A 26,691-nucleotide genomic window follows, 5' to 3' on the forward strand; every position below is an offset into this window, starting at 1 on the left:
ATGGACTTCCAATTTAATCAGGAACAGCAGCAATTCGCCGATGCGCTTAGGCGCTGGGTGGACAAGGATTACCCGTTTGAAACGCGCAAGCAGATCGTCCACTCGGCCACGGGTACGTCTGACGAGGCCTGGGCCACCCTGGCCGAGCTGGGCATGACGGCCTTGCCGCTGCCGGCCGGCGCCGGCGGTTTCGACGGCACGGCCGTCGACATGCTGCTGGTGATGCAGGAACTGGGCCGTGGCCTGGTGGTCGAGCCCTACCTGGCTACCGTGCTGGGCGCGCGCTTCCTGAGCCTGGCCGGCGGCCACGATGCTGTGCTGGAACAGGTCGCCAGCGGCAGCCTCAAACTCGCGTGTGCGCTGGGCGAGCGCCAGTCGCGCCACGACATGCACGCTATCGCCACCACGGCCAAGGCCAGCGGCGACGGCTTCGTGCTCGACGGCGAGAAAACCGTCGTCATCCACGGCGCCCAGGCGGGCGCCTTGATCGTCTCGGCGCGCAGCAGCGGCGGCCAGATGGATACGGATGGCATCTCGCTGTTCCTCGTGCCCGCCGACGCGCCCGGTGTCAGCGTGCGCGACTACCGCACCATCGACGGCCAGCGCGCCGCCACCGTGACCCTCGTGCAAGTGGTGCTGGGGCAAGACGCCCTGATCGGGCAGGCGGGGCAGGGCTGGCCCGTGCTCGACGCGGCCGTGGATTACGGCGCCGCCTTGCTGTGCGCGGAAGCCGTGGGCGCCATGGACGCCATCTTTGCCGCCACCCTCGAGTACCTGAAGACGCGCCAGCAGTTCGGCGCGCCGATCGGCAAATTCCAGGCCTTGCAGCACCGCATGGCCGACATGTTCATCCACCTGGAGCAGGCGCGTTCGATGGCCATGCTGGCCGCCGCCAAGGCCGACAGCGACGATGCGGTTGAACGGCGCCGTACCGTCTCGGCCGCCAAGGCGAGGGTGGGACTGGCCGCCACTTTTGTCGGCCAGCAAGCCGTGCAATTGCATGGCGGCATGGGCGTCACGGACGAATTGCCCGCCGCCCACCATTTCAAGCGCCTCTCCATGATCGCCCTGACCCTGGGCGACGTGGACCATCATATCGAGCGCTTTATCGCCCAGCCGGGCTTCTTGCCGACGGAGACCGCATGACCGCATCGCCTGCCATCACCCCGAAACACTGGTATTTCGAAGACTTTACGCAAGGCCTGGAAATCGACCTGGGCCAGCGCCATGTGACGGAAAAGGAAATCATCGCCTTCGCCACGGATTTCGATCCGCAGCCATTCCACGTCGACCATGACGCCGCCGAAAAGACCATCTTCAAGGGCGTCATCGCCAGCGGCTGGCATACGTGCGGCATGATGATGCGCCTGGTGGTGGACAATCTGCTCAAGCATTCGTCCAGCATGGGCTCGCCCGGCCTGGACAGCATCCGCTGGCTCAAACCCGTGCGCGCGGGCGATACCTTGCAGCTGACCTACCAGGTCAAGGAAGTGCGCCCGTCCACGTCGAAACCGGACCGCGGCATCGTCATTTCCGTGTGGAGCGTGCGCAACCAGCATGGCGAAGTGGTCACCACCGTCGAAGGCATGGGCATGTTCGGCCGCCGTCCTGCCGGAGAGCAGCATGCGTGATATCACCGGCATCGCCGGTTTTCAAGCGCTGGCGGGGCAGCACGTGGCCGTTTCCGACTGGCTGACCATCACCCAGCAGCGCATCGACACCTTTGCCGACGCCACGGACGACCATCAGTGGATCCACGTCGATACGGAGCGCTGCGCGCGCGAGTCGCCCTATGGCTGCACCGTGGCGCACGGCTTTTTGACGTTATCCCTGCTGCCCGCCATGTTGCAGGGCGCATTGCACGTGGCCGGCATCCGCATGGCCATCAACTACGGTTTAAACAAGGTGCGCTTTCCCGCACCCGTGCCCGTCGGCAGCCGCCTGCGCGCGCGGCTCGACATCCTGTCCGTCGACGACTTGCCGGAAGGCGCGCAAGTGAACTGGGCCGTCACCATGGAGCGCGAAGGCGACACCAAACCCGTGTGCGTGGCGGAGTTTTTGATGCGCTGCTATCCCTGAGCGATAAGCCTGGCTCGCCGCGTAGGTCTGAGTAGGTTGGCGTAGGTCGGCGTAGGTCGGCTTAGCCCGCAGGGCGTAAGCCGACGCAGGCAGGCATGCAGCAGGCGCGCGCCTCCTCTTCACTCCCCCTCCGACGCGCAATACCTGTCCCGCCCCGTATGCTTGGCGCGGTACAGCAGGGCGTCGGCGGCGCGGATCAGGGCGCTCGGGTCCATGCCTTCCGTGGGCATGACGCTGGCCATGCCCAGACTGACGGTGACGTGCGGGCCGACGCTCGACCTGGCGTGGGGAATCTGCAGCGCGCGCACTTCGTCGAGGATGCGCTGGGCTACCACCTCTGCGCCGTCGCGCGTTTCCTGCGGCAGCAGGATGATGAATTCCTCGCCGCCGTAGCGCGCCAGCAGGTCGGGCGGGCGCACGGCGCAGCGGCGCAGGGCGGCGCTCACCTGTTGCAGGCACAGGTCGCCCGCCTGGTGGCCATACGTGTCGTTGTAATCCTTGAAGTGGTCGATATCGGCCATGATGAGGGCCATCGGCACGCCGTCGCGCGCGCAGCGCCGCCATTCGCTGTCCATCGTGTCGTTGAAGCTGCGCCGGTTGGCCACGCCCGTCAGCGAATCCGTCAGCGACAGTTCGCGCATGGCATCGGCCTGCCGCTTGATGGTCAGCTGGCTGCGCACGCGGGCGCGCACGACGGCCGCGTTGAACGGTTTCGTGATGAAATCGACGGCGCCCGCTTCCAGCGCCCGCGTCTCGTCTTCGGGCTGGTTCAAGGCCGTGACGAAGATGACGGGAATGGCGCTGAGGATGGCCGACTCGCGCAGCGCATTGCAGACGGCGTAGCCATCCATGCCGGGCATGACGGCGTCGAGCAGGATCAGGTCAGGCAGTTGATTGTGCGCAATTTCCAGCGCCTTCTCGCCGCTCAGGGCGAACAGCACGTCGTGTTCCTCGCGCAGCAGCTGGTGCAGGATCTGGATGTTTTCCATGGCGTCATCGACGATGAGGATGCGCCCGTTCATGGCAAGGTTGGTCCAGCTCACTTGTTTTCCTCTCGTTTCAGCTGATCGAGCACGAGTTTTTCCGCAGCGGAAAAATTCAGGGTCTCGATCGCGTTGGCCAGCGCCAGGGCCGCTTCCCGGTCTGATTGTTGTAAGGCGGGGTGCAGGACGTGGAACTGGGCCAGCGCCTTCAGGTTATTGTTGCGGATCAGGACCAGCAGCTCGGCCAGGCCGGCGTGCAGGTCGACCGCTGCGCTGCCGGACGCGGCCTGTGCCGGCTGCCCGCGCCGCAGGGGCGAGGGCAGGGTGCGCGCCGCATCGATGACTTCGGCCATCGCCCGTTCCAGCTGTTCCAGCAAGGCGGCCGTGGTGTGCGATTGCCCTGTCTTCAGCGCTTTTTCAGTCTCGGCGGCCAGGCTGGCGACATGGGCTGCGCCCAGGTTGGCCGCCACGCCGCACACGCGGTGCAGCAGCTGCGCCGCCTGCGGCGTCTGGCCATCGGCCAGCAGGCGCCGTGCTTCCTCGACGGCGTCGCCCTGCGAATTTTCAAAGCGCTTGAGCAGCGCCAGGAAAGCGCCATAGTCGCCGCCGAAGCGGTGCAGGGCCGCCGCCAGGTCGATGCCGGGTATCGAGGCCGGCATTTCCAGCACCTCCTTGGCGGCGCCGCCTGGCTGCGCGGCGCTGCTGCCGCCAGCCTGGTGCGCCGGCACCAGCCGCGTCAGGGTCTCGATCATGTCGTCGACATCGATGGGCTTGGCCACGTGCGCATTCATGCCGCTGGCAATGGCGCGCAGGCGGTCTTCGTCCATGGCATTGGCCGTCATGGCGACGATGGGCAAGTCCGGCAAGCCCAGCGCGCGGATCGCCAGGGTGGCGTCGTAGCCGTTCATGACGGGCATCTGCAAATCCATCAGCACCACGTCCCACGCTTGCGGGCTGTGCGCCAGCATGTCGACGGCCAGCCTGCCGTTGGTGGCCACGGCCACGCGCGCGCCCGAGTGCAGCAGGATGTACTGCGCCACTTCCTGGTTGATTTCATTGTCTTCCACCAGCAGCACGCGCATGCCTTCCAGCAAGCCCGACAGGGGCGTGGACACGGGCAGCATGGATGGCGCGCTGCGGGCATTGCGTCCATCCCGCACGGCGGTGACGGCCGCCAGCAGGCGCGCTGGCGTCGCCGGTTTCGAGACGATGCCGGCCAGCATCAGGCTGTCGGCCAGCCGTTCGAGGTTTTCGCTGTCCTGGTCGGCCACCAGCATGATCACGGGCGGCAGCGCCAGGTGTTCGTCGGTGCGCGCCTCGGTGAGCATGGAAATGCCATCCATGCCCGGCATGGCCGCGTCGAGCAGCACAAGATCGGCCGCCGCTTCGCCGCTGGCCTGGGCGCGCAGCAGGGCCAGGCCGGCCGCGCCGCTGTCGGCGCTGCGGCTGCGCCAGCCCTGCGCCGCGCACCAGTCTTCCAGCATGGCGCGCACGCTGGCGTTGTCGTCGATGATCAGCAGCGACAGCGCCCTGGACGCGCCCTTGCCGTGCGGCTCGGGCGGCGGCGCCACCTTGTCGAAGCGGCAGCGGAAGCGGAAGTCGGAACCCTGGCCCAGCGCGCTTGTCACGCTGAGCTGGCCGCCCATCAATTCCACCATGCGCCGGCAGATGGCCAGCCCCAGTCCCGTGCCGCCGTATTTGCGGCTGGTGCCGCTGTCGCCCTGGGAAAACGCGTCGAAGATGTGTTCCTGCTCGGCCGCGCCGATGCCGATGCCCGTGTCGCGCACGGAAAACTCGAGGGTGGCGCTGGCCGCATCCTCGGCCACCATGGTGATGGCCAGCACCACTTCGCCATGCGAGGTGAACTTGACGGCGTTGCCCATCAGGTTGATCAGGATCTGTTCCACGCGCAGGGCGTCGCCGATCAGTTCGTCGGGCACGCGCGGGTCGAGCACGAACACGGGCTCCACGCCGCGCGCCCAGGCGCTGCTGGCCAGCAGCACGCCGACGCTGCCCAGCATGCGTTCGAGCTGGAAGCGGCGCTGTTCCAGCACCATTTGTCCCGCCTCGATCTTGGAAAAATCGAGCACGTCGTTGACGATATGGAGCAGCGACTGCGTGGCCATCTGGATCTTGCCGACATAGCTGCGCTCGCGCCGTTCCAGCGGCGACTCTTCCAGCAGGCGCGCCAGGCCGATGATGGCGTTCATCGGCGTGCGGATTTCATGGCTCATGTTGGCGACGAATTCGCTCTTCGCCGTGCTGGCCGCCTCGGCCTTGTCGCGCGCGCGCACCATTTGCTCGTTGAGTTCGTGCAGGCGCAATTCCGTGCGCTTGAGTTCGGATACGTCCGAGGCCAGCACGAAGAAGCCGCGCACGCCGCCGCCGTCGTCGAGGTCGGGAATGTAATTGGTCCACGTGTGGCACACCTGGCCCGTGGGGTCGAGCAGGTCACGCTCGAAGCTTTGGGGCCGGCCCGCCAGCACGCCCTCGACGTGGGGCGCGTACACGTCGAACAGTTCCTGCCCCAGCAGTTCGCTCATGTGGATGCCGGCCATCTCGGCGCTGCTGCGGCCAAACCATTCATTATAGAAATTATTGGCGAAGCGGCAGCGCAGATCGGCGCCCCAGTACGACACCATGCCGGGCAGGTTGTCGGTGACGGTGCGGATGAAGCGCTCGCTCTGTTCCAGGCGCAAGGTGGTGGCGTGCAGCACCTCGGTGGCGCGCTTGCGTTCCGTGATGTCGATCGATACCCCCAGCACATGGCTGGCGCGCCCCGCATCGTCGCGCAACACCACTTTGCGCGTGGTGAAGTGGCGCGTCGTGCCGTCGGCCGTGTTGATCGCTTCCTGTTCGATTTCCACCATCTGCCCCGTGGCCAGCAGCTTGCGGTCGGCGCTGACGAAGGCGGACGCCTGCTGCGGCGGGAAGAAATCGTGGTCAGTCTTGCCCAGCAATTGCTCGCGCGAGCGTCCCAGGGTCAGTTCCGCGTGGCGGTTGATCATTTCAAAGCTCAGCTTGTCGGCGCGCTTGACGAAGACCATGGCCGGGATGTTTTCGATGATGGTGCCGAACAGGTGTTTCGAACGACGGAACTCCGCTTCGCTGCGCTTGCGCTCGCTGATGTCCAGCCACAGGCCCGACACGCCCAGCAACTGCTGCTCGGGGCCGAAGATCGGGTGAAACGAGACGATCCAGTGACTTGGATGCTCGCGCTGCCGCCCGCCATGGCCTTGCAATTCGAGGTCGACGATGGGCGTTCCCGTATCCAGCACCTGGCGCACGCAGCGTTCGACCTGCACGCGCACGGCGTCGTCGAACTGCATGGCGCCCACGGGCTGGCCCAGATGCTGCGCCACGCTGGCCCCGCTGATGGCGGCCAGGTAGTGGTTGATCATGACGATGCGCAAGTCCAGGCCCACGAACAGCATGCCGATGGGCGCCGTCGCGTACACGGTTTCCAGCAGGCGCGTGGATTTTTCCAGGGCCAGCGTGCGTTCGGCCACCAGGCTTTCGAGCTGCGTGCGGTGGCGCCGCAAGTCGCGTTCCAGCGCGCCCAGGGCGCCTGCCATGTCGGCCGATTCGCGGTCCGCATGGCGGTTCGAGAGCAGGGGCTTGCCCTGCGCCAGCGCGTGGATCTGCTGTGTCAGTTCCTGCAGGGTGCGGGCCAGGCGGCCGCCCACGCGCCAGGCCAGGGCAAAGCCGGCACCGAGCAGCAGGGCCAGGATGAGGGAACCAGTGACCACGGAGCCCAGCAGGGCTTCGGCCACCGTGCTGGTGCGCATGGTGACGGCGACCGTCCAGGCGTCGTCGGGCGCGCGGCGAAAGCCCGTATACACGTCGAGGCCTTCCAGGGTGGTATGGCGCAGCACGCCTTCGCGCGCCTGGCGTATCTGCTCGAGCAGGGACGCCGAGCTGCGCTGGCCCACATAGCGCTGCGGCGCCAGGGTGCGCGCCACGTTGATGCCGTCGGCATTGACGATCGCCGCGCCCAGGTAGGCGGGCAGGTGCAGCTCGCGCAGCAGCAAGGGCAGGTAGTCGGGCGGATACAGCGCCGTCAGCACATAGGCGGGCCCCTTGTCACGCGGCAAGGGCAGGTTCAGGGCCAGACGCGGCACCTCGTCCGGCGCCATCAGCAAACTGGTCAGCCGGGGCTTGCCGGAGTCGCGCGTGCGCTCCATGCTGGCGGCCCATTTCTGCGGCAAGGGGGGCGGCACCTGGCTGGCGGGCAGGGCTGTATTGACCAGCTGGCGCCCCTTGGTATCGGAGACGATGAAGGCGCTGACGGCCAGGCCCGGCTGCAGCAGGCTGCCGGCCAGGGCGCGCAGGGCGCCGATGTCGTCGGCTTGCAGGGCGGGCGAGGCGGCCAAAATGCGCGCGGCCATCTGCGCGCCGCTCAAGTCACGTTCGACGGCGGCGGTGACGGCGCGCGCCGCCTGCGCCGTTTCGCTGACGACATGGTCGCGTTCGCGCGTGTAGCTTTGCGCCACGAGCAGGAGAAACACGAGGGCCGTCGGAATGACCCAGGCAAGCACCAGCCATGAAATTCTTGAGCGTATCGAAGGCAAATCTTGCACCCGGAAAGCTCCCAGAATGGATGAGTCGACAGGCAGGCTCACGCTGGCGCTGGCTGACCTTGAATGAAAAGATGCTAGACGAAATTGATTGTTCTGACAAGCCTAGTTTCTGGAATGGAAAAAAGGTTGCGCAAGGCATACAGAGGAGGGTGACGCCCATCCCGCCGTGGCGGCGGGATGGCAAGGAAACTTACGGGACGACGGTCAGCACGTCGACGTCGATTTCCGGGCTTTCCATGAAATCTTTTTCTACTTCGCCACGGATTTCCACGCGGGTCCTGGCGTCGATCTTGCGGTTCATGAAGACCTTGTCGTCGATGTCCACGCGGATTTCCGCCGTGCCGTCGGAGAAGGTATATTTCTCGTTGCCCACTTTGCGCAGCAGATTGCCGCGCAGTACGACGGCCTGGTCGTCGACGGGATTTTTCAGGATGGCGGCCACACTGGCGGGCGCGGCCGGGCCGGCCGTCGGTCCCACGTATTGGGCTTGCGCGCTGCCGGCCAGCGCGGCGCAGGCGGCCAGGGAGACGATGAGTGTGCGGTGCAGTGGCATGGTATTCCTTTGATAGTGACTGGTGGCTCAGAAAAATACGGCGGTGCGGGGAATGATAGCACCGGCATTGCCATAGGGCATGTTCGCCCGGACGCTGCCCGTGCTGGCCACGCCATCGTCGAGTTTGCTGTCGATCTGCTCCGCGTAGCTTTCGGGCAGGTTGTCGAAACGGATGCCGTTGCCGGCCCGGCCGCCCACTTCGTCGTTGTACAGGTAGACGGCGCCGCCCTGGGCGCTGGTCATGAATTGCGAGGTGCCGTTGAACGAGCCTGTGATGAAGCCGCCCAGCGCCAGGTGCTGCGGCGCCAAGGTGAATTCGCGCGGCTGGCCGTCGCCGATCTGGCCATCGCCATTGCCGTTGCCGGCCGAATTGGGCACGTGCACGGTGCCCTGGATATCGTCGCCGGGCAGGGCGCGGAACTTGTCCTGGTAGGCGTTGACGGCGGCCGTCAGCGCATTCGACTGCTGGATGATGTTTTTCACCTTGGCGCTGTCGATCAAGCCTTGTCCCTTGAGCACGCCACCGAGCAGCAAGCCGATGATGACCAGGACGATGGCGATTTCTACGAGCGTAAAGCCGTGCTGGCGGCGTGGGAGCATGGGATTTCCTTGGAAAAAAGTGCTGGTGCTGGGTATGGCAGCTTCAGGATCGCAGTTTACTGCAATAGCGCCGCGCGCGCAGGGCATTTCGGGTGGCGGTTCATGGCGCCATCTGTTTCTTTTTGGCCAGTTCGTCGAGCTTGCGCGCGAGGAAAGCGAGCTCGTGCGGGTCGCTGATCTGGCCGCTGGCGATCAGGCCGCCGATCACCAGGCGGGCGCTGTCGAGCTGGTCCATGTCTTCCAGGATGAACGCTTCCATTTCGCGCACCCACGGCGGCACGTGCGGCCCCGTCGCCAGCTGGCGCAGTGCGCGCGCATAGCCGAGCGCCAGCGGCAGGTCGTGCAGCTGGTGCTTCGCCACCAGCACCGCCTGCGCCATCGCGGGCCAGCGCTGCTGCGGGTCGGCCGCGAAGCTGGCGGCGACAAAGGCCAGCATGCGCCGCGCGCGCTGCGGATCGGCCACGCCCGCATACACTTCGCTGGCGGCCACCAGCGCGTAGCGGCTGCGCGGGTCGAGCGTTTGCGCCGTCTCCAGCCAGCCGGCCAGGCGGTCATAGTCGAGCGCGCGCCACGGCAGGCTGACGCCGGGCTGGTCCTCGAACGATTGCAGGTACAGCAGCATGGCCTTCGACATGGCCAGCGGTTCGCCCAGGCTGGCCAGGCGCGCCACGCCAGGTGGCGGCGCGGCGGGCAGGGGCCGCGCCTGTGCGGGGGCGTGCTGCTGCGCCAGGCGCCAGCCCAGCTGCAGCAGCAGGCAGGCCGCCAGCAGCCAGCACAGGGGGCGCGGCACGCTGCTCCAGGGACGCTGGGCGGCGGCCATCAGATGTTCCTGCGGTAAAAGTCGCACAGCGCGCAACTGGCCAGCAAGGCCACATAGATGGCCGTTTGCGCCGCCACGCCGGCCAGGGCTTGCCAGTCGCCGGTCGCGTACAGCAGCCACTCCGTGCGCGTAAAGGCGTCGAGGCGGGGCAGCAGCAGGGCCAGCATGTCGATGGCGCCGGCCGTGGCCCGCTGCGGCCATGACTCGCCCGCCTGCGGGCCGTGCGCCAGCAGTTGCAGGCTGCCCAGCATGCGCGCCAGCACATAGAAGCCGCCCGTGGCGGCCAGCGCCGGCAGGGCCTGCTGCAGGCTGGCCGCGCACAGCAGGCTGAAGGCGGCGACGATCCACAGTTCGCCCAGCAGGGACAGCGCCCACAGCGCGCTTTGCGCGGGCGCGGCGAACAGCGCCATCAACAGGCCGAACAGCACGGCGGGCACGGCCGCCAGCGCCCCGTAGCCCAGCAGTTTGCCCAGCAGGTAGGCCGCGCGCGGCATGGGTAGCGCCAGCAGCAATTCGAGGCCCCGGTCGGCCGCTTCGCGGGCCATGCTGGTGATGATGAACGTGGCCAGCAGGAAGACGCTGGCCAGGCGCAGGGTGGCCGCCAGCAGGGACGTTTGCACGGCGCCGCTTTCCGTCAGCGCCAGTTGCTGCAGGAAGCCGGCCAGGCCGGCGCAAGCACAGGCCACCAGCACGAACAGCCACGGCAGGCGGCTGCGCAGCGCTTCGAGCAGCGTATAGCGGGCGATGGTGAACGAGGGCAAGAGCATGCGCATCAGCGGGGCAGTCTTTGCGCCGCCACCATGCGGTTGAACAGGATGTTGGGCGACAGCCAGACGATGATATCGTCGAACTCGCCGCCCGGCTGCTGCGGGCCGCTGGCGGCGCGGCTGATGAAGGTGGTGGCGTTCGATGCATTGTTGCGCTCGTCGATATTGTTACTGAAAGGCACAGCCTGGCGCTGGCCCTGCACGCCCGTGGCGCCAAAGCCGTTTTTCCCGTGCGACATGATCATGGCGGGGATGTCCCGCAAGGCCGTCGCCTGCAGCAGCGCGCCGCCGTTGCGCGTGACGATGCTGATGTCGCGCGGCGTGCCCAGGTTGAACTGCTGTTCGCTGTCGCTGAAGGCCGGTGTGACGCTGTAGCGGAACAGATTGTTCCAGCTGTCGCCCTGGCGCAGCCCCAGGGTGGCCCATGGCAGGAAGCCGGCGCGTTTTTCGCCCGTGCAGCGCGTGCCGCGCCGGTCTTCCAGGCCATTGCCGGCGGAAATGGCGGGACAGGGCAGGTAGCCGTAGCGCAGCGCGTAGCCCGTCAGCGCTTCCTTCGCTTCATTGAGCGCCTGTTGCGTCTCGGCCACCTTGCGCTGTTCCAGCTGCACCGTCAACGGCGTGACCAGGCCGCCTATCATCAAGCCGACGATGACGAGCACGATGGCGATCTCGATCAGGGAAAAGCCTCGCTGGCGGCGCGGATGGCGGGCGCTCATGGCAGGTTGCGCGCGGCGCGCATGCGTTGGTACAGGGTAGGCAAGGTAATCCAGGTGAGCATGTCGTCAAAGGCGCCGCCGGGCAGCGTGGCAAGATCGGTGGCGGGGCGGGTGATGAAGCTGCGGCTAGCGCTGTCGTTGGCCGCTTCATCGATATTGCCGCGCGCCGTATTGATCTGCGACACGCCGCTGGCGGCCGTGCCATAGTGATCCTTGCCCTGCGAGAACAGCACGACGGGCAGGCATTGGGCGCTGACGTCGCACTGCTCCTGTCCCGCCACGAAGGCGAAGGTGCCGCGGCCGTCGCGCGTGAGCACGACTCTGTTGGCGACGGCGGAAAACGAGACGATGGGCGCGCGCGCCATTTCCGGTGTGACGCTGTAGCGCAGCAGCTTGCCCCAGGCATCCACGCCGTCCACGCCCAGCGCGACCCACGGCAAAAAGCCGCTGCACTCGGTATCGTTGGCGCAGTCGGCGGCCCGTTCGCGCCCGTCGAGAGCGGACGCGGCCGGACGGGGCAGGCGGCCATTGGCCACCGCAAAGCCCAGCAAGGCGTCGCGCGCCTGCGCCAGGGCGGCCAGGGTGCGCTGCTGGCGTTCGGCTTCGCCCGTGTTGCGCCCGAAGGCGCTGATCAGCAGGCTGGCCGTGCCCAGGCCCAGCACGGCCACCAGCAGCAACAGGGCGGCGCCGCGCTGGCGACAAGGTTGACGATGCGCTTGGCGCGGCGTCATGGCGGCGCCTCGGTGACCGTGCCGCTGGCCGGATCGTAGCGCTGGCCCGGTTTGAGCAGCAGCACCTGGCCGTTCGACAGGCGCAAGGTCAGGGTGCCAGGCGTGCCCGACTTGTCGCGCGCGAGGTGGTTGTGCGGTTCGTTCTGTGCTTCCTGGTTCAGCCAGACGGTGGTGCGGCCGCTGCTGCGCTGTACCACGCCATTCAATTCCACGGGCGGTGCGGGCGGCGGTGGCGGCGGCGGGGACGGTGGTGCCGCCAGGGCCGGATCGGGCGCCGGCGGGCCGTAGCGCTGCGCGTCGAGCTGGGCGCGCTGCTCGGGCGACAGGAACAAGCGCCCCAGCTGCGGTGGCTGCGCCTGGGCCGTGAGCGCGGCGCCAGCCAGCAGCACGCTGAGGACGAGGGGGCGCTTCATGGCCGCCCCGGCACGGGCGTGCTGCCCAGGGTCAGCCACAGCAGCTCGCATTCGGCGCCCAAGGTGGGCGCCGCCCCGCTCGCACCGCCGCTGCCTGGCCCGGCGCCGGCCGTGGCATGGCGCTTGAGCGTGCAATCCTGGACGGCGAAATAGCCAGCCTGGCGCAAATCGTCCAGCAGGTTCAGCAAATCCATCTCGTGCAGCAAATCCATCTGCAGGCGCATGCGGCTGCCACGCAAATGATATTGCCCCATCACCATGGGCAATGGCACTTGCAGCCCTTGCTGCGGGCTGATGTCATAGCTGATCGGCAGCAGTTTGCGCTGTTCCTGACTGCGGCGGATGGCGTCGATCCAGGCGAGGCGGTTTTCCTCGCCGATCAGGCCGCGCTGGCGCAAGGCGAGGAATCGCGGTTCGTAGGCGCGGATTTCCTGCTTCTCCGCTTCCACGTGGTTGAACAGCATGGCGGCCGCCGAACGTGTGCGCTGGGCCAGGTCCAGCTGCTGCGCTTCGCGTTCGCGGTAGGCGATGCTCAGGCTCAGCAGCACCAGGCTGGCCAGCATGGTCAGGGTAAAGCACAGCAGGGCGCGGCGTATCAGGTGCAGTTCGCCCAGCCACGCGGGCAGGGCGCGCGCGGGCGTGCTGGCCCGCTGCATGCCGGGCAGGGGCGGCTGCTTGACGGGGCCGCTCATGGCTGCCACGCGAGCAAGAGGGTGAAGCGGGCCTGGCTGGCTGGCGCCGGCACGGCGCTCTTGCCGGACAGGGCCGCGCTGGGGCGCAGGTCGAGCGGCGTTTCCTCGATCGTCACCTGCAAGCCCGGCTGGCGCGCCAGGGTTTGCGCGAAGGCCGTGATGGCGGCCAGGGCCGCGCGGTAATCGTTGTTCGGCATGGCCACGTCCGCTTCCAGGCGCAGCGCCTGCGGCGGCGCGACGGGAATGCCGGCCAGGGCGCTGCCGGTCGTCCCGCCCGTACTTTGTTGCTGTTGCTGCTGCTGTTGCGGTGGCTGATTGCCGGCTACGCGCGTGGGCGCCTGGCCCGCATGCCAGTGCAGCTGGCCGAGCGCCACCTGCGGCGCCTGGTCCAGTGCGGCGCTCAGCATGCCCAGCAGCCGGCCCGGCTCCGGCGCCTGGCTGGCGATCATGTGACCCAGGGTCACGGCCACTTTCATGTTCTGCGTCTTGGCTGGCGCCGGCGGCTGGGTCGACATGACGCTGCGGTAGCGCTCCTGGTAGGACGCCGTTTCCTGCGCCAGGCGCTGGATGGCGGCCCCGTCGGCTATGCCGCCGAGCAAGTTAATCGCGCACCACAGGGCTGCGGACGCGCCGATCAGCGTGCTGGCGCCATACAGCGTCTTGCGCGCGCGCTGGAAGTGGTAGTAGCGGGCCAGCGCGCCTGGCGGATAGTGGCTGGACGGCGGATGCTTGCCCAACAAGGTCAGCAGCAATTCATCGGCCAGCGCCGGCGTCTTGCGCAAGCCCACTCTTTCGGCGGCCAGCTGCAGGTCGATGAAGTGGTAAGCCACTTCGACGCCGTTGTCGCACAGCAGTTCGAGCTTGGCGATCTGCGCGGCTGGCGCCAGGATGACGGTATTCAGGACGTCGCCGCGCGCCAGCATGCGCGTGCTGGTGAGAAATTGCCGTGTCTTTTCCGTTTCCAGCGCAATATTCACGGCCACGCCGTCGAGCGCGATGGTGGCCGTCTGGCGCGAAAAGCGCAGTTGGCCCTTTTCATAGTAGCTTTGCCGCAAGCCGCCCGACTGCTGCGTCACGAGCAGCAAGTGTTCATGCGCGATCGACAGCTTTTTGACCAGCGCGATACTGAGCAGGCTGGTCGAATAGATGCCGGCCACGGGCACGCGCAGGTGCTCGAGCGCCTCCGTCCACGGCTGCAGCAAGGATGGGTTGGTCAGGGCGAAGAACAGCACCTGGTCGTCGTGGCGGCCCGTGCTTTCACGGCCCAGCAGGGTGCTGCCCCGGTAGGGCGTATCGCGGTGCAGTTGCTGCTTGCGCCGCTCCAGCAAGGCTCGGCCCGCCTTGCCGCGCACGTGGGGCAGCAGCTGGCGCTGGAAATCCTCTTCGATCAAGTCCGTCAGCAGGTAGGCGGGCACGTCGAGGCGGTGCGCCTGCGGGTCTTCCAGCCACGCGGCGAAACCGTCCAGCCCGGCTGCGCTGGCGGGAAAGGCCTGGCCCTGGCCCAGCACGCCGTGGTCCCAGTCGTAGGCGCACAGGGCGTCGCTGGTGATGTAGAGTAATTGTTTGCGGAACACGGCGGCCTCAGGTCTTGATTGTACTGATGGTGTCGTAGATCGGCCCCAGCACCGACAACATGATCCAGCCCAGCAGCAGGCCCAGGATGACCGTCATGGTCGGCTCGATCATGGCTTGCACTTTTTCAATCAATTCCTTCACTTCGCGGTTGTAAAAGTAACTGACATTGCGCAAGGCCGTGTCCAGCGATCCCGTGGCCTCGCCCACCTTCAGCATGCGGATCACGAGCGGCGGGAAGATGCCCGTGTGCTGGAAGGCGGCCGTCACGCCGTAACCCTCGCTGATCAGCTGGGCGGCGCGGCGCAGGCCCGCCGCCACCACCTGGTTGCCGGCGATGCCTTCGGACAGGCGGATGCATTCGAGTATCGTGATGCCGGAAGCATACATCAGGGCGAAAAACGTGGCGAAGCGGGCCAGGATGATCTTGTGCAGCACGGGTCCGACCAGCCACAGCCGCAGCTTCAAGCCATCCCAGGCATAGCGGGCCGCCTCGCTGCGGCGGATGAGCGCGCGCAGCCCGAAGAACAGCAGCACGGGCAAGGCCAGCAGCACATACCAGTATGCGATGAAGACATTCGACACGGCAATCAGCACGCGCGTGTGCAGCGGCAGCTCGCCGCCCATGTTGCGAATGAACGCCGTCAGTTGAGGCACCAGATAGATCATCAGGAAAAACGTTACGGCCGCCACGACGATGGCCACGATGGCCGGGTACATGATGATCTTGCGCGTCTGCGAGGCCAGCTCGTCCTGCCATTTCAGACTTTCCGACAGGTTCTTGAAGACTTCGGCGATCTTGCCGCTCTGTTCGCCCGCCAGTATCAGGCTGGTGAACGTGGCGTCGAAGATGTCGCCATGCTGGGCCAGCGCGCCCGACAGGGGCAGGCCGCCTTCGATGCTTTCGATCAGATCCGTGACGACTTCGCGCAGGCGTGGGTGGTCCGTGCTTTCGCGCAAGTCGTTCAAGCCATCCAGGATGGGCACGCCCGCGCCCGTCAATTGCTCCATGTGGAAGCAGAAATTGATCAGGTCGCGGCGGTGGATGACCCGCTTGCCCAGCAGCACCAGATACTGGCCCGTGATCTTGCAGTCGATCAAGTCGAGCTGCATGCGGTGCAGGCGCGCTTCCAGGTCCGGCACGTTGGCCGCCTCCATGCTGCCGGGAATCAATGTGCCGGCGGCATCCATGGCGCGGTAGACATATTGCGCCATCAGGCCAGCCTTTCCGTCAGGTCGACCACGCGGCCCACTTCTTCCAGCGTGGTGACGCCTTCCATTACGCGGCGCATGCCGTCGTCGACGAGGCCCTTGAAGCCGCCCGCGCGCGCCGCGTTCTTCAATTCGCGCGAACTGGCGCGGCGCGCCGTCAATTCATCGAGTTCGGCCGTCATCTTGAGGATTTCCATGATGGCCAGGCGGCCCTTGTAGCCCTGGTGCGCACAGCGCTCGCAACCGACGGCGCGGCAGATGGACACGGGCGCATCGGTTGCCGCCAGGCCCAGCAGGCGGCGCTCGACGTCGTCGGCGATCACGGTTTCCTTGCAGTGCGGACACAACCGACGCACGAGGCGCTGCGCCACGATGCCGATGATGTTGCCGGCCATGATATCGGGCAGGATGCCGATATCGAGCAGGCGCGAGATGGAGCCGATGGACGAGTTCGTGTGCAGGGTGGAATACACCTGGTGCCCCGTCATGGCGGCGGCAAAGGCCATTTCCGCCGTTTCGCGGTCGCGGATCTCGCCCACCAGGATGATGTCCGGGTCTTGCCGCATCATCGAGCGGATGCCGTCGGCAAAGCCCAGCTTGACGGATTCGTTGACGGAGGTCTGGCGTATCATGTTCATCGGATACTCGACCGGATCCTCCAAGGTCATGATGTTGACGCTTTCCGTATTGATGTGATTGATGATCGAATACAGGGTCGTGGTCTTGCCGCTGCCCGTCGGACCCGTCACGAGGATCACGCCGTCGGGCCGCGCGATCATGAGTTTCAGCAAGTTCAGTTCCGCCTCGGCCAGGCCTAGGGCATCGAGCGGCACGATGCCTTTCTGGCGGTCCAGCACGCGCAGCACGAAGTTTTCGCCATGCGTGGTGGGCTGCGCCGACGCCCGGAAGTCGATTTGCCGCCCGGAAAACTTGATGCTGATGCGCCCATCCTGCGGCGCGCGCGCCTCGGCGATATTCATGTTCGACATCACCTTCAGGCGCACGGCCATGGCCGGCCAGTACGATTTGTGCAGGCTGCGGATTTGCCGCAGGATGCCGTCGATACGGTAGCGGATGCGCAGGAACGACTGTTCCGGCTCGAAATGGATGTCCGAGGCGCCGTTCTGCACGGCATCGGCCAGCAGCGCATCGATCAGGCGCACCATGGGCTGGCTGTACTCGTCCGACGGCGACGCCATGCTCTGGTAGCTGACTTCGCCCGTTTCGATTTCGTGCAGGATGCCGTCGATCGACAATTCAAAGCCATAGTACTGGTCGATGGCGCGCGAAATATCGGACTCGTTGACGAGCACGGTGGAAATCGTGATGCCCTTGACCAGCATGGCGCTGATCTGGTCGAGCGCGACGATGTTGCTCGTGTCGGCCATGGCCAGGATCAGATTGTCCGCCTGCCGTTCATACACGATGGGGAAGACGCGGTAGCGCTTGGCCACGTCCTTCGGGATCAGTTTCAGGGCGATGGCGTCGACCACCAGGCTCGACAGGTCCGCGCTGACCTGTTTCAGGTTTTCGCTGAGCGCCTCACGCACGGTGGCTTCCGTAACGAAACCCAGGGTGATCAGCAGCTTGCCCAGCGGTTCGCTGCTGCGCCGCTGCTCGATCAGGGCGATGCGCAGCTGGTCTTCGCTGATCACGCCTTTCTGGATCAGCAATTTGCCCAGCGGAAGTTTTGCCTGTTCTGCCATGTAATGCTTATTCCTGACGGGGTGTGATGGTGGCCGGCTCGGCCAGTTCGCGCAAGCGCGTTTGCACGACTGCCTGGTCGAAGGCGGCCGGCGTGGTTTGCGCCAGGGTCAAGGCGCGCTGGTAATAGGTGGCGGCCAGTTTCGGCTGGTTCAGCCGGTCCAGGCCCACGGCCAGGTTGAAGGCATAGTCGGGATTGCCGGGCGCGGCGCTGTAGGCGCGGAAAAATTGCTGCTGCGCTTCGTTCCAGCGGCGCTGCTTGGCGTACACATTGCCCAGTGCAAACAGCACGGGGCCGCTGTCGGGGGTACGCGCCAGGATGGCTTTCAGTTTTGCCTCGCTCTGCACGACGTCGCCCTGGCGCAGGCCGATCAGGCCGGCCAGCGCTACGCCATCATCGGGATTGATTTCCAGCAAACGTACGTACAGCGACGCCGCCTGCGCGCCCTGGTTCTCGCGCTGGGCCACGGCTGCCAGGCCCAGCAGCGCATCGCGGTTGTTGGCGTCCTGCTGCAGCACGCTTTCATATTGCTGGCGCGCCGCGCCCAGCTGGCCTCCGTTGAAAGCCTGGTAGGCTTGCTGCACGCCGGGGTTGATCTGCGGCGCCGTATCGTTGCGTACTACCTGTATCTGGCTGTTGTCGGGCGCGGCCACCGGTGGCAGGCTGGGCGGAGCAGGCGGCTGCAGTTGCGCCAGCTGGGCGGCCACGGCCGCTTGCGCGGCGGCTTGTATCATCGCCTGCTGTTCCGCTGCGCCGGCCGGCTGGCGCTGTTCGCGCGGCATGTCCTGCGGCAGCGGTGCGGGCGCCGTGGCATCCGGCAGGGCGCCGCCGGCCCCGGGCAGCACCACGATGGGCCCGGCAACGCCGGACGTGCCCGGGGCGTCCGTCAGCGGCATGGGTACGCCGGGCAGGTTGGCGCCCGCGCCGGGGCTGCTGCTGGCGCGCCAGTACCAGTACGCCATGGAGCTGGCCACCAGCAGCAGGATCGCCAGCAGCACGGCCAGGCGCACGGTGGCCGGGTCGACGCTGATGGGACCGGTGGGACCTTTCGGCGGCGGATTGCTGCGGCTGGCGCGTGGCTTGGCGGGCGGCGGTTCCGGACGGGCGCGTGGTGGCTCGGGGGGCGGGCCGGCTTGCGGACCGGGCTGGTCGCTACTCGACTCGGGCTGCGGCGCGGGAGCGTCCGGCAGCGGTTCCAGGCGCAGGGTGCTTGCCGGCTGCACGGGCGGTGGCGCAACCGGCGCGGGACGGGGCGGCGGGGCGTCGGCCGGCGCCAGTTCCAGCACCTGGTCGTAGGCTTCGGACGGCTTTTCCAGTTCCTCGTCGGAAAGGCTGTTCTGCTTGGCGCGCTCGGCTTTCTTGAGCGCCTGCATCAGCAAGCTCATGGGACGTCTCCCTGCAGGCGTGCCTGCGGCTGGACGGCGGGCGCCGGCGGGCCATCCGTGTACGGCTGGCTGTTGAGCGGCGCCTGGCCGGGCAGCAGATAACGGTAGTCGCGGTAATCGCCCTCGACGCTGGCATCCTTGACGACGACGGGGCGCATGAAGATCACCAGTTCCGTCTTGCTGCTTGCTTCATTGCGATAGGTAAACAAATTGCCGACCAGGGGCAGGCTGGACAGGCCCGGCACGCCATCCTTGGCATTGTCGACGGAGTCCTGCATCAGGCCGCCCATCACGGCGATCTGGCCATTGCCCACCTTCATGATCGACTCCAGTTCGCGCGCCTGGATCACGGGCACGCGGTTGCGCACGTTTAGCGCGGCCAGGGCCGGATTCGGGTCCTGCTCATAGCCGACGATGCGCGTGATGGTGGGGCGCACGTTCAGGGTCACTTCATCGCTGTCGGAAATCTGCGGCGTGACGCTCATGACGAAGCCGACGGGCACGGTTTCCAGTTTCGATTCATACGTGGCGGGCGTGGTGATGGTGCCCGTCGAGCTGATCACGGCAGGCGTTACCTTGATGGTAAAGAAGACATTGTTGTCGACCACCTTCAGCATGGCCGTCTGGTTGTTGAGCACGCTGATCTTCGGGCTGGACAGCACTTTTACCTTGCCGAACGACTCGAGCAGCTGGATGGTCGTGCTGAAACTGTCCTTCAGATAATTGAGCACGAAGATACCCGGCGTGGCGCCGGGCGTGACGCCGCTGCTGAGGGCAGTCGTACCCACTTGCTGCTGCCGCAACTGCAAGCTGCCCGTCAGGCGCGACCAGTTGATGCCTTGCTGGTATTCATTGCTCAGGCGCACTTCCATGATGGTCGCCTCGATCAGCACTTGCCGCTTGGCGCTATGCAATACCGCATCGAGGAATTCGGCGATCTTTTCGTGCTGGCGGCCCGTGGCCCGCACGGCGATCAAGCCGCCTTCCACGTTGACGACGACCGACGAGGGGCTGCCCTTGTTGGCCAGTTTCAGCAGCGGCAGGCCGTTCGCGTCGAGCGGCTGGGACGGGTTTGCGTTGGTATTGCCCTGCTGCTGGCCTGGCGCATACTGGCCGCCAGTCTGCATCGGCGCCTGGCTGCCGTATTGATTGCCGGCCTGATTCTGCTGCTGGAAAGGCTGGCCTTGCTGTCCCTGCTGTCCCTGCTGCCCTTGTTGACCGGGCATGCTCGTCAACTGCTGGTTCAGCTGCGCCAGCGGGTCCACCTGCACATCGTTGAGTGTGGTCTCGCGCAGCAGGTCGCGGATATTCTTTTCCAGGCTGTACCAGAAATTATTTTCCGAACGATTCACGACCAGGGTGGTCGAGTTGTTATTGCCGTTGCCGCCGCTGCCTTGCGTGCCGCCGACGGGGTTGCTGGCGCTGTTCGACCCGCCGCCCGCCGTGGAAATTTGCGTGGCGATATTCACGCTGCTGTTGGTGCTGCGCGCCATGTTGACGTAATCGACCTTGTAATTGCGCCATACGGGCGCGTCGGGCAATACCGTCAGGTTCTTGCCATCGATTTCGTAGCGCATATCGACTTGCTTGCCGATACGCGTCAGCAGTTGCGGCAGGGTTTGGTTCAGCGCATTCAGGGTGACGCTGCCTTCGATCTGCGGGTGGATGTCGATATTCATGCCCGCATCGCGCGCCAGCGCAAACAGCAGCGATTGCACGGGCACCTTGTGCACGGTGACGCTGTAGGTTTCCACTTTCGGCGCGGGCAGGGGCGCGGCCAGCGCGCTGCTTTGCTGCACCGGTTCGGGAATGGCGCCGGCTGGGCGGGGCGGGGCATTGATGTGGGCAGGCGACAGCGGCATTTGATGCGTGGCGCAGCCGGACAGCACGGTGCTGCAGGCGAGGGCGACCCAGGAGGCCAGCACAGGAATAGGGTGTTGATTCATGAAAAGTTCGCCCTTGAAGTCGTGTTGTGCTTTTGTAATTTTACCCAGCATGATCGCCTAAAAGCAATCGGCTGTGCGGGCCAGGAAGGCAATATACCGAAATAAAGTCAGGGGGCGCCACGTCCCGTTTGTGCCGGTGTCAAGGCTTTCATTTCCGTGCGGATACTACCTATGTCGTTAAGCAATATTTTCTGTGGCGACGTTGGGGCCAGCCGGGCCCAAACGGCCTCGGCGCTGGCCCGGTCGGCGAAGCTGCCGTAGACGATATCCAGGCGCCCGGCGGCGCTCGCGGACGCCGCGCCGGGCAGGCGAAACACGTGCAGGTCGCGCAGGCCGATGGCTTGCTGCGCCTGCTGCAGGAAAGCTTCCGCCGCGGCCGTTTCGGTGGCGGGCAGGCTGGCGATGTGCAGCACCAGTTGCTGCGGCAATTGCCGTGCCAGCCAGTCGCGCGATTCCGCCAGCTTGCTGTCGAGCAGCGTCGACGGCGCAGGCAGCGTTGGCAGCGGCGCACGTGGGACTGCTGCCTGGCCCGGCGCTAGCCATTGCCACAGCAGCGCAGCGGCCAGCAGCAGCATCAGTGCGCTCAAGGCGCCCGCCACCAGCTTGCCCGCATGCCAGGGCGGGGGGTGGAAGGGGCTGTCGGCAATGGCCAGGCGCACGTGGCGCGCGCCGATTTCCTGCGCATCGTCCGCAAACGCGGCCAGCAAGGCCTTGTCGGCCAGGATATTGACCCTGCGTACGATGCCTTGCGCCGCGTGCGCCAGCCGGCGCAGGGCGGACGGTGTGAAAACGAGCGGCGCCATGCGGCCGGCGGCGGCCAAGCGGCAGGCTAGATAATCGTTCAGCAAGGCTTGCGGCAGGCGCGGCACGGTAAAACTGTGGGTGATGCGTTCCTTCAGTTGGCGGAACTGGGGCAAGTCCAAGGTGTGCTGCAATTCCGGCTGGCCAAACAGGACGATCTGCAGCAGCTTGTGGCTGGCCGTTTCCAAATTCGTCAGCAGGCGCAGCGCTTCCAGGGTGGCGCCCGGCATGGCTTGCGCTTCTTCGGCCAGCAGTACCACCTGGCGCCCCGCCGCATGCCGGGCGATCAGCTCGCCGTGCAGGGCGCGCAGCACGGCATCGGCGCGGCAACCGTCCAGTTCCAGGCCCAGTTCGGCGGCGATGGCGTGCAGGACTTCGTCCGGCTCCAGGCAGGGATTGAGCAAATACAGCACGTCGACCTGGGGCGGCAGGCGCTCGGCCAGCATGCGGCACAGCATGGTCTTGCCGCTGCCCACTTCGCCCGTCAGCTTGATGATGCCTTCGCCTTGCGTGACGGCATACAGCAGCGCGTCGAGCAGTTCGCCCCGTGTATTGCCCCTATAAAAAAAGGCCGGGTCCGGCGTGATGCCGAACGGCGCCGTGCGTAAGCCGAAATGGCGCAGATACATGCCGTGCGGCGATGGCGCGTAGTGGCTGGAAACCTGCGTGCCGGTGTTCATGTCGCTATGCAATTGAGAAAAGCCTGCTCCAGGCTGGCGTCTTCCGCGCCGCCATGGCGGGCGCGGCATTCGGCGGGCGTGCCTGTAAACACGATGCGGCCCGCATGCAGGATGGCCATGCGGTCGCACAATTCTTCCACGTCGGCCAGCGCATGCGAAGTGAGCAGGGCGCCACGGCCTTGCGCACGCGCTTGCCGCAGCACTTGCTTGAACTGCGCGCGCGCTTTCGGGTCGAGTCCGCTCATCGGTTCATCGAGCACCAGTTGCCGCTTGCCCGACAGCAGGCAGGCGGCCAGCCCCAGTTTTTGCATCATGCCTTTCGAATATGCGCGCGCGGGGCGCAGCAGGGCGTCCGGCGCCAGCTCCAGCGCGTCCAGGGCTTGCTGCACGGCTAGCGCATCGGGACGCACATCGTGCAGGCGCGACAGGTAGCGCAGGAAGTCGCCGCCCGTCAGGTAATACGGCGCCTGGAAGCGTTCCGGCAGAAACGACAGCGGTTGGCGCGCCGCGCCGTGCCGGTGCGGCTGGCCGAAGATGGCGATATCTCCCCGCTCTGGCGTGCAAAAGTCCAGCAGGCATTTCAGCAAGCTCGTCTTTCCCGCGCCATTCACGCCGACGAGGCCGAACAGTTCCCCCGCGCGCACTTGCAGATCGACGCCGCGCAGCACGGCGCTGCCCGCCAGTTGCAGATGCACGTTGTGGAACTCGATGGCGCAGGCGTTCATAGGGGCAATGGTCGGCAGGAAAGGCGGTGAACGACCGCCATTATTGCCATGGGCGCAGGTGGGCGGCAAGCGTTTCCTTGCAGTGTGTTGAAATGCGCAAAAATCAAACGTTGGAATGTATTTTCTTTAAGAAACAACAGGTTCTGGAATAAAATACCCCCGCGCGCCGCTGGCGTGTATCGTCTGTGGAATTTGTTTGTCGAGGAGTATGCAATGGCAAGGCCAGAGAAAGTCCGGCTCGGTGAAATTTTGGTGCAGCAGAAACTGCTGACGGAAGAACAGTTGGGCCAGGCCTTGACGGAACAGAAGCGTTCGGGACGCAAGCTGGGCCGCGTTTTTGTCGAGCACGGCTTCGTTACGGAAGAGCAGATTTCGGGCGCGCTGGCGCGCCAGCTCGACATTCCCTACATCAATCTGAAGTTTTTCAACATCAATCCCGAACTGGTGCGGCTGCTGCCGGAAACCCAGGCGCGCCGTTTCCGCGCGCTGGTGCTGGAAGACCGCCGCGAAGGTTTGCTGGTCGGCATGTCCGATCCGACCGACCTGTTCGCGTACGATGAAATTTCGCGCCTGGTCAAGCGCCAGATCGAGCTGGCTGTGGTCAATGAAACGGAAGTGCTGGCCGCCATCGACCGCATCTACCGCCGCACGGAAGATATCTCGACCCTGACGCGCGAGCTGGAGCAGGACCTGGGCGACGTGTCCGTCGACTTCGGCGCGCTGGCAGCCAATCCGGGCCTGGAAGAGGCGCCCATCGTCAAGCTGCTGCAATCGGTGTTCGAGGATGCCACGCAGGTGCGCGCTTCGGACATCCATATCGAGCCGCAGGAAGGCCGGCTGCAGATCCGTTTCCGCATCGACGGCGTGCTGCACCTGCAGACGGAAGCGGACAGCAAGATCGCCAGTTCGCTGGCGCTGCGCTTGAAACTGATGTCGGACCTCGATATTTCCGAGAAGCGCCTGCCGCAGGATGGCCGTTTCGCCATCCGCGTGAAAAACCAGCGCATCGACGTGCGTATTTCCACCATGCCGACGCAGTACGGCGAATCGGTCGTGATGCGTCTGCTGAATCAGGGCGGCACGACCTTGCGCCTGGACGCCATCGGCATGCCGCCCAAGCTGGTGGCGCAGTTCCGCGCCATCGTCAGCCGCCCTAACGGCCTCGTGCTGGTGACGGGGCCAACCGGCAGCGGCAAGACGACGACCTTGTATTGCGCCTTGTCCGAACTCAATTCCGTGGAAAAAAAGCTCATCACGGTGGAAGACCCCGTCGAGTACCGCTTGCCTGGCATTAACCAGGTGCAAGTGAACGAGAAGATCGAGCTGAACTTTGCCAGGGTGCTGCGTTCGGCCCTGCGGCAAGATCCCGACATCGTGCTCGTCGGCGAGATGCGCGACCAGGAAACGGCGCAAATCGGCCTGCGCGCCGCCATGACGGGTCACCTGGTGCTGTCGACCCTGCATACGAACGACGCCATCAGCACGCCGCTGCGCCTGATGGACATGGGCGTGCCCCGTTACATGGTGGGCAGCTCGCTGCAAGCCGTGCTGGCGCAGCGCCTGGTGCGCGTGATCTGCGAAAGCTGCAGCACGCCATACCAGCCCACGCCGAACGAATACGAATGGTTGCGCCTGGAACTGGGCGAGCTGGTCGAGCGCAACCAGTATTTCCACGGCAAGGGCTGTTCGCATTGCAATGGCATGGGTTACCGGGGCCGTACGGGCGTGTACGAATTGCTGGAAATCACGCGCGCCGTGGCCGATGCCGCCAACCATGCCGACCCATCGCATTTCATGAAGGTGGCGACGGCGCAGATGGCGGGCGAAACCTTGCGCCGGCACGCCGTGCAACTGGTGGTACAGGGCCGCACGACGGTGATGGAAGCGATGCGCATCAGCAACCAGAGCGAGGATTGAGGTGCCGTTTTTCTCCTACAAGGCACGTAGCGCCAGCGGCGAACTGCTGACCGGCGTGATGGAAGGCGCCGACAGCGGCGCCGTGGCCGACCAGTTGATGGCGGGCGGTAGCACGCCCGTCGATATCAGCGCGACGAAACAGACGGTGACGAAGGCCGGCGCCAACCAGCTGGGCTGGTGGGCCAGGCTGACCGAGAAAAAAGTCACGCCCATGGACGTGCAGCTGTTCAGCCGCCAGCTGTACACCCTGCTCAAGGCGGGTGTGCCCATCATGCGCGGCCTGGCCGGCTTGCAGGAGTCCGCCATCAGCCCCGCGTTCGGACGCATCATCAAGGATGTGCGCGAGTCGCTCGACGCGGGCCGCGAGCTGTCGGCCGCCATGGCGCGCCACCCCACGATCTTCACGCCGTTCTACTTGTCGATGGTGCGCGTGGGCGAAATGACGGGGCGCCTCGACGAAGTGTTCCTGCGCCTGTTCAACCACCTGGAATTCGACCGCGACATGCGCGCGCGCGTGAAAACGGCGACGCGCTACCCGACCTTCGTCGTCTTCGCCATGCTCGCCGCCATGATCGTGGTGAATATCTTCGTCATTCCCCAGTTCGAGAAGGTGTTCGCCAGCTTCCACGCGGAGCTGCCCCTGATGACGCGCATCCTGATCGGCACTTCGCGCTTTACGGTGACGTACTGGCCCATCCTGCTGATGCTGGGCGTGGGCGGCTTTTTCGGCTGGCGCGCCTGGCTGCGCACGAAAGAGGGCCTATATAAATGGGATCGCGCCAAGCTGCGCCTGCCGATCGCCGGCAAGATCATCCTGAAGGGCACGATGGCCCGCTTTGCGCGCAGCTTTGCCTTGTCGAGCACGAGCGGCGTGCCCATCGTGCAGGCGCTGACGGTGGTGTCGCAAACGGTCGACAATACTTACCTGAGCGCGCGCGTGGAACAGATGCGCGACGGTGTCGAGCGGGGCGAAAGCATCTTGCGCACCTCGGTCGCGGCCGGCGTGTTCACGCCCGTGGTGCTGCAGATGATCGCCGTGGGCGAGGAATCCGGTTCGCTCGACGACCTGATGGACGAGATCGCGGACATGTACGAGCGCGAGGTCGACTATGAATTGAAGACCCTGTCGGCGCAGATCGAGCCGATCTTGATCGTCTTCCTCGGCGCCATGGTGCTGGTGCTGGCGCTGGGCATCTTCTTGCCGATCTGGGACCTGGGCCGGGCGGCCCTGCACTGATGGCAAAGCCGTTCCGCCAGCGCGGTTTCACCCTGTTCGAGCTGGCGGTGGTGGCGGGCGTGTTCGCCATCCTGGTGGCGGTATTGTTGAACCGGGTCGGCTATTACCAGCAGCAGGCGCAGCAGGTGGCCGTGGCCCAGATGCTCGGCGTCTTGCGCACCAGCTTGCGGGTGCAGGTGCTGCAGCTGTACCTGGCGGACCGGCGCGACAAAATGCCGGCGCTGGCGCGGCAAAACCCGTTCGACTGGCTGATGGATAAACCGGCCAACTACCTGGGAGAGTTCGCGCAGCCGGACCTTGCAAAATTACCGGCAGGGAATTGGTTGTACGACAAAAAAGAACAAAAAATTATCTATTTGTTTAGTAATGGCAATATTTTTCCCACTACAAGGGTTGATTCAGTGAAATTTAAGGTAACCTTGCCGGGTGCGGACGCCGATCTTGACAAGCTCTCCCGGGAGCCCGATATCGTGGTGTGGAAATCGCCGGACTCGGCAGCAAACTGACGCGCTTCCTGGTCTGGTGCAGCGACAGTTTCATGGCGTTGGTTTTAATGTTTTTATTTGATTTTGGAGAG

At 65.8% G+C, this 26,691-nt stretch carries 23 protein-coding genes; 6 read left to right on the top strand and 17 right to left on the bottom strand.

Going from position 1 to position 26,691, the window contains the following annotated elements; translation table 11 throughout:
- From V3C40_RS01485 to V3C40_RS01495, 3 genes are read left to right on the top strand one after another with little or no spacing between them, the layout of a single operon-like run.
- Complete coding sequence (locus tag V3C40_RS01485; RefSeq protein ID WP_331776285.1) at nt 1–1,146, top strand: acyl-CoA dehydrogenase family protein; 1,146 nt, start codon at nt 1–3, stop codon at nt 1,144–1,146.
- On the top strand, nt 1,143–1,631 hold the full coding sequence (locus tag V3C40_RS01490) for a MaoC family dehydratase (RefSeq protein ID WP_072453268.1): 489 nt from the start codon (nt 1,143–1,145) through the stop codon (nt 1,629–1,631). The genes V3C40_RS01485 and V3C40_RS01490 overlap by 4 nt, the downstream gene beginning before the upstream one ends.
- Nucleotides 1,624–2,079: a MaoC family dehydratase gene (locus V3C40_RS01495; protein ID WP_331776286.1), complete on the top strand. Its 456-nt coding sequence runs from the start codon at nt 1,624–1,626 to the stop codon at nt 2,077–2,079. The genes V3C40_RS01490 and V3C40_RS01495 overlap by 8 nt, the downstream gene beginning before the upstream one ends.
- A gap of 119 nt (nt 2,080–2,198) precedes the next feature.
- On the opposite strand, the gene V3C40_RS01500 is transcribed toward V3C40_RS01495, so the two are convergent.
- The 17 genes from V3C40_RS01500 to V3C40_RS01580 form a co-directional block, all read right to left on the bottom strand.
- Nucleotides 2,199–3,122: a diguanylate cyclase domain-containing protein gene (locus V3C40_RS01500; protein ID WP_331776287.1), complete on the bottom strand. Its 924-nt coding sequence runs from the start codon at nt 3,120–3,122 to the stop codon at nt 2,199–2,201.
- Nucleotides 3,119–7,600, bottom strand: coding sequence for a PAS domain-containing protein (locus tag V3C40_RS01505; RefSeq protein WP_331776288.1), 4,482 nt, complete (start codon nt 7,598–7,600; stop codon nt 3,119–3,121). Before V3C40_RS01505 ends, V3C40_RS01500 begins: the two co-directional genes overlap by 4 nt.
- Nucleotides 7,601–7,832: 232 nt before the next feature.
- Nucleotides 7,833–8,195, bottom strand: coding sequence for a YgiW/YdeI family stress tolerance OB fold protein (locus V3C40_RS01510; protein ID WP_219330338.1), 363 nt, complete (start codon nt 8,193–8,195; stop codon nt 7,833–7,835).
- Between the two features lie 27 nt (nt 8,196–8,222).
- A complete protein-coding gene (locus V3C40_RS01515) occupies nt 8,223–8,795 on the bottom strand; it encodes a prepilin-type N-terminal cleavage/methylation domain-containing protein (protein WP_034755294.1) in 573 nt (190 codons plus the stop codon).
- 100 nt (nt 8,796–8,895) lie between these two features.
- A complete protein-coding gene (locus V3C40_RS01520) occupies nt 8,896–9,615 on the bottom strand; it encodes a hypothetical protein (protein WP_331776289.1) in 720 nt (239 codons plus the stop codon).
- The gene (locus V3C40_RS01525) at nt 9,615–10,388 is read right to left on the bottom strand and encodes an ABC transporter permease (RefSeq protein WP_331776290.1); all 774 of its coding nucleotides are present in this window, start codon (nt 10,386–10,388) and stop codon (nt 9,615–9,617) included. Before V3C40_RS01525 ends, V3C40_RS01520 begins: the two co-directional genes overlap by 1 nt.
- Nucleotides 10,388–11,098, bottom strand: coding sequence for a type II secretion system protein (locus V3C40_RS01530; protein WP_331776291.1), 711 nt, complete (start codon nt 11,096–11,098; stop codon nt 10,388–10,390). Before V3C40_RS01530 ends, V3C40_RS01525 begins: the two co-directional genes overlap by 1 nt.
- Nucleotides 11,095–11,829, bottom strand: a complete 735-nt coding sequence (locus tag V3C40_RS01535) for a hypothetical protein (RefSeq protein WP_331776292.1) — start codon at nt 11,827–11,829, stop codon at nt 11,095–11,097. Before V3C40_RS01535 ends, V3C40_RS01530 begins: the two co-directional genes overlap by 4 nt.
- Complete coding sequence (locus tag V3C40_RS01540) at nt 11,826–12,242, bottom strand: hypothetical protein (RefSeq protein WP_331776293.1); 417 nt, start codon at nt 12,240–12,242, stop codon at nt 11,826–11,828. Before V3C40_RS01540 ends, V3C40_RS01535 begins: the two co-directional genes overlap by 4 nt.
- Entirely contained in the window at nt 12,239–12,934 is a 696-nt protein-coding gene (locus tag V3C40_RS01545) for a hypothetical protein (protein WP_331776294.1), read from the bottom strand. Before V3C40_RS01545 ends, V3C40_RS01540 begins: the two co-directional genes overlap by 4 nt.
- On the bottom strand, nt 12,931–14,508 hold the full coding sequence (locus V3C40_RS01550) for a hypothetical protein (protein WP_331776295.1): 1,578 nt from the start codon (nt 14,506–14,508) through the stop codon (nt 12,931–12,933). The genes V3C40_RS01545 and V3C40_RS01550 overlap by 4 nt, the downstream gene beginning before the upstream one ends.
- A 7-nt stretch (nt 14,509–14,515) precedes the next feature.
- A complete protein-coding gene (locus V3C40_RS01555; protein ID WP_331776296.1) occupies nt 14,516–15,721 on the bottom strand; it encodes a type II secretion system F family protein in 1,206 nt (401 codons plus the stop codon).
- On the bottom strand, nt 15,721–17,424 hold the full coding sequence (locus V3C40_RS01560) for a GspE/PulE family protein (RefSeq protein WP_034755312.1): 1,704 nt from the start codon (nt 17,422–17,424) through the stop codon (nt 15,721–15,723). The genes V3C40_RS01555 and V3C40_RS01560 overlap by 1 nt, the downstream gene beginning before the upstream one ends.
- A 7-nt stretch (nt 17,425–17,431) precedes the next feature.
- A complete protein-coding gene (locus V3C40_RS01565; RefSeq protein ID WP_331776297.1) occupies nt 17,432–18,808 on the bottom strand; it encodes a tetratricopeptide repeat protein in 1,377 nt (458 codons plus the stop codon).
- Nucleotides 18,805–20,754: a pilus (MSHA type) biogenesis protein MshL gene (gene mshL, locus V3C40_RS01570; protein WP_331776298.1), complete on the bottom strand. Its 1,950-nt coding sequence runs from the start codon at nt 20,752–20,754 to the stop codon at nt 18,805–18,807. Before mshL ends, V3C40_RS01565 begins: the two co-directional genes overlap by 4 nt.
- A gap of 107 nt (nt 20,755–20,861) precedes the next feature.
- Complete coding sequence (locus tag V3C40_RS01575) at nt 20,862–22,235, bottom strand: ExeA family protein (RefSeq protein ID WP_331776299.1); 1,374 nt, start codon at nt 22,233–22,235, stop codon at nt 20,862–20,864.
- Nucleotides 22,232–23,029: an ABC transporter ATP-binding protein gene (locus V3C40_RS01580; protein WP_331776300.1), complete on the bottom strand. Its 798-nt coding sequence runs from the start codon at nt 23,027–23,029 to the stop codon at nt 22,232–22,234. The genes V3C40_RS01575 and V3C40_RS01580 overlap by 4 nt, the downstream gene beginning before the upstream one ends.
- Nucleotides 23,030–23,173: 144 nt before the next feature.
- Between V3C40_RS01580 and V3C40_RS01585 the strand changes: the two genes are divergently transcribed.
- Genes V3C40_RS01585 through V3C40_RS01595 form a run of 3 tightly spaced genes read left to right on the top strand, consistent with a single transcriptional unit; the run spans nt 23,174 to nt 26,620 of the window.
- Complete coding sequence (locus tag V3C40_RS01585) at nt 23,174–24,877, top strand: GspE/PulE family protein (RefSeq protein ID WP_331776301.1); 1,704 nt, start codon at nt 23,174–23,176, stop codon at nt 24,875–24,877.
- A 1-nt stretch (nt 24,878) separates the two neighbouring features.
- Entirely contained in the window at nt 24,879–26,114 is a 1,236-nt protein-coding gene (locus V3C40_RS01590) for a type II secretion system F family protein (RefSeq protein WP_070305054.1), read from the top strand.
- Nucleotides 26,114–26,620, top strand: a complete 507-nt coding sequence (locus tag V3C40_RS01595) for a type II secretion system protein (RefSeq protein WP_331776302.1) — start codon at nt 26,114–26,116, stop codon at nt 26,618–26,620. The genes V3C40_RS01590 and V3C40_RS01595 overlap by 1 nt, the downstream gene beginning before the upstream one ends.
- The last annotated feature ends 71 nt before the right edge of the window (nt 26,621–26,691 follow it).

It is taken from the genome of Janthinobacterium sp. LS2A (assembly GCF_036543145.1).
Classification (GTDB): domain Bacteria; phylum Pseudomonadota; class Gammaproteobacteria; order Burkholderiales; family Burkholderiaceae_D; genus Janthinobacterium; species Janthinobacterium aestuarii.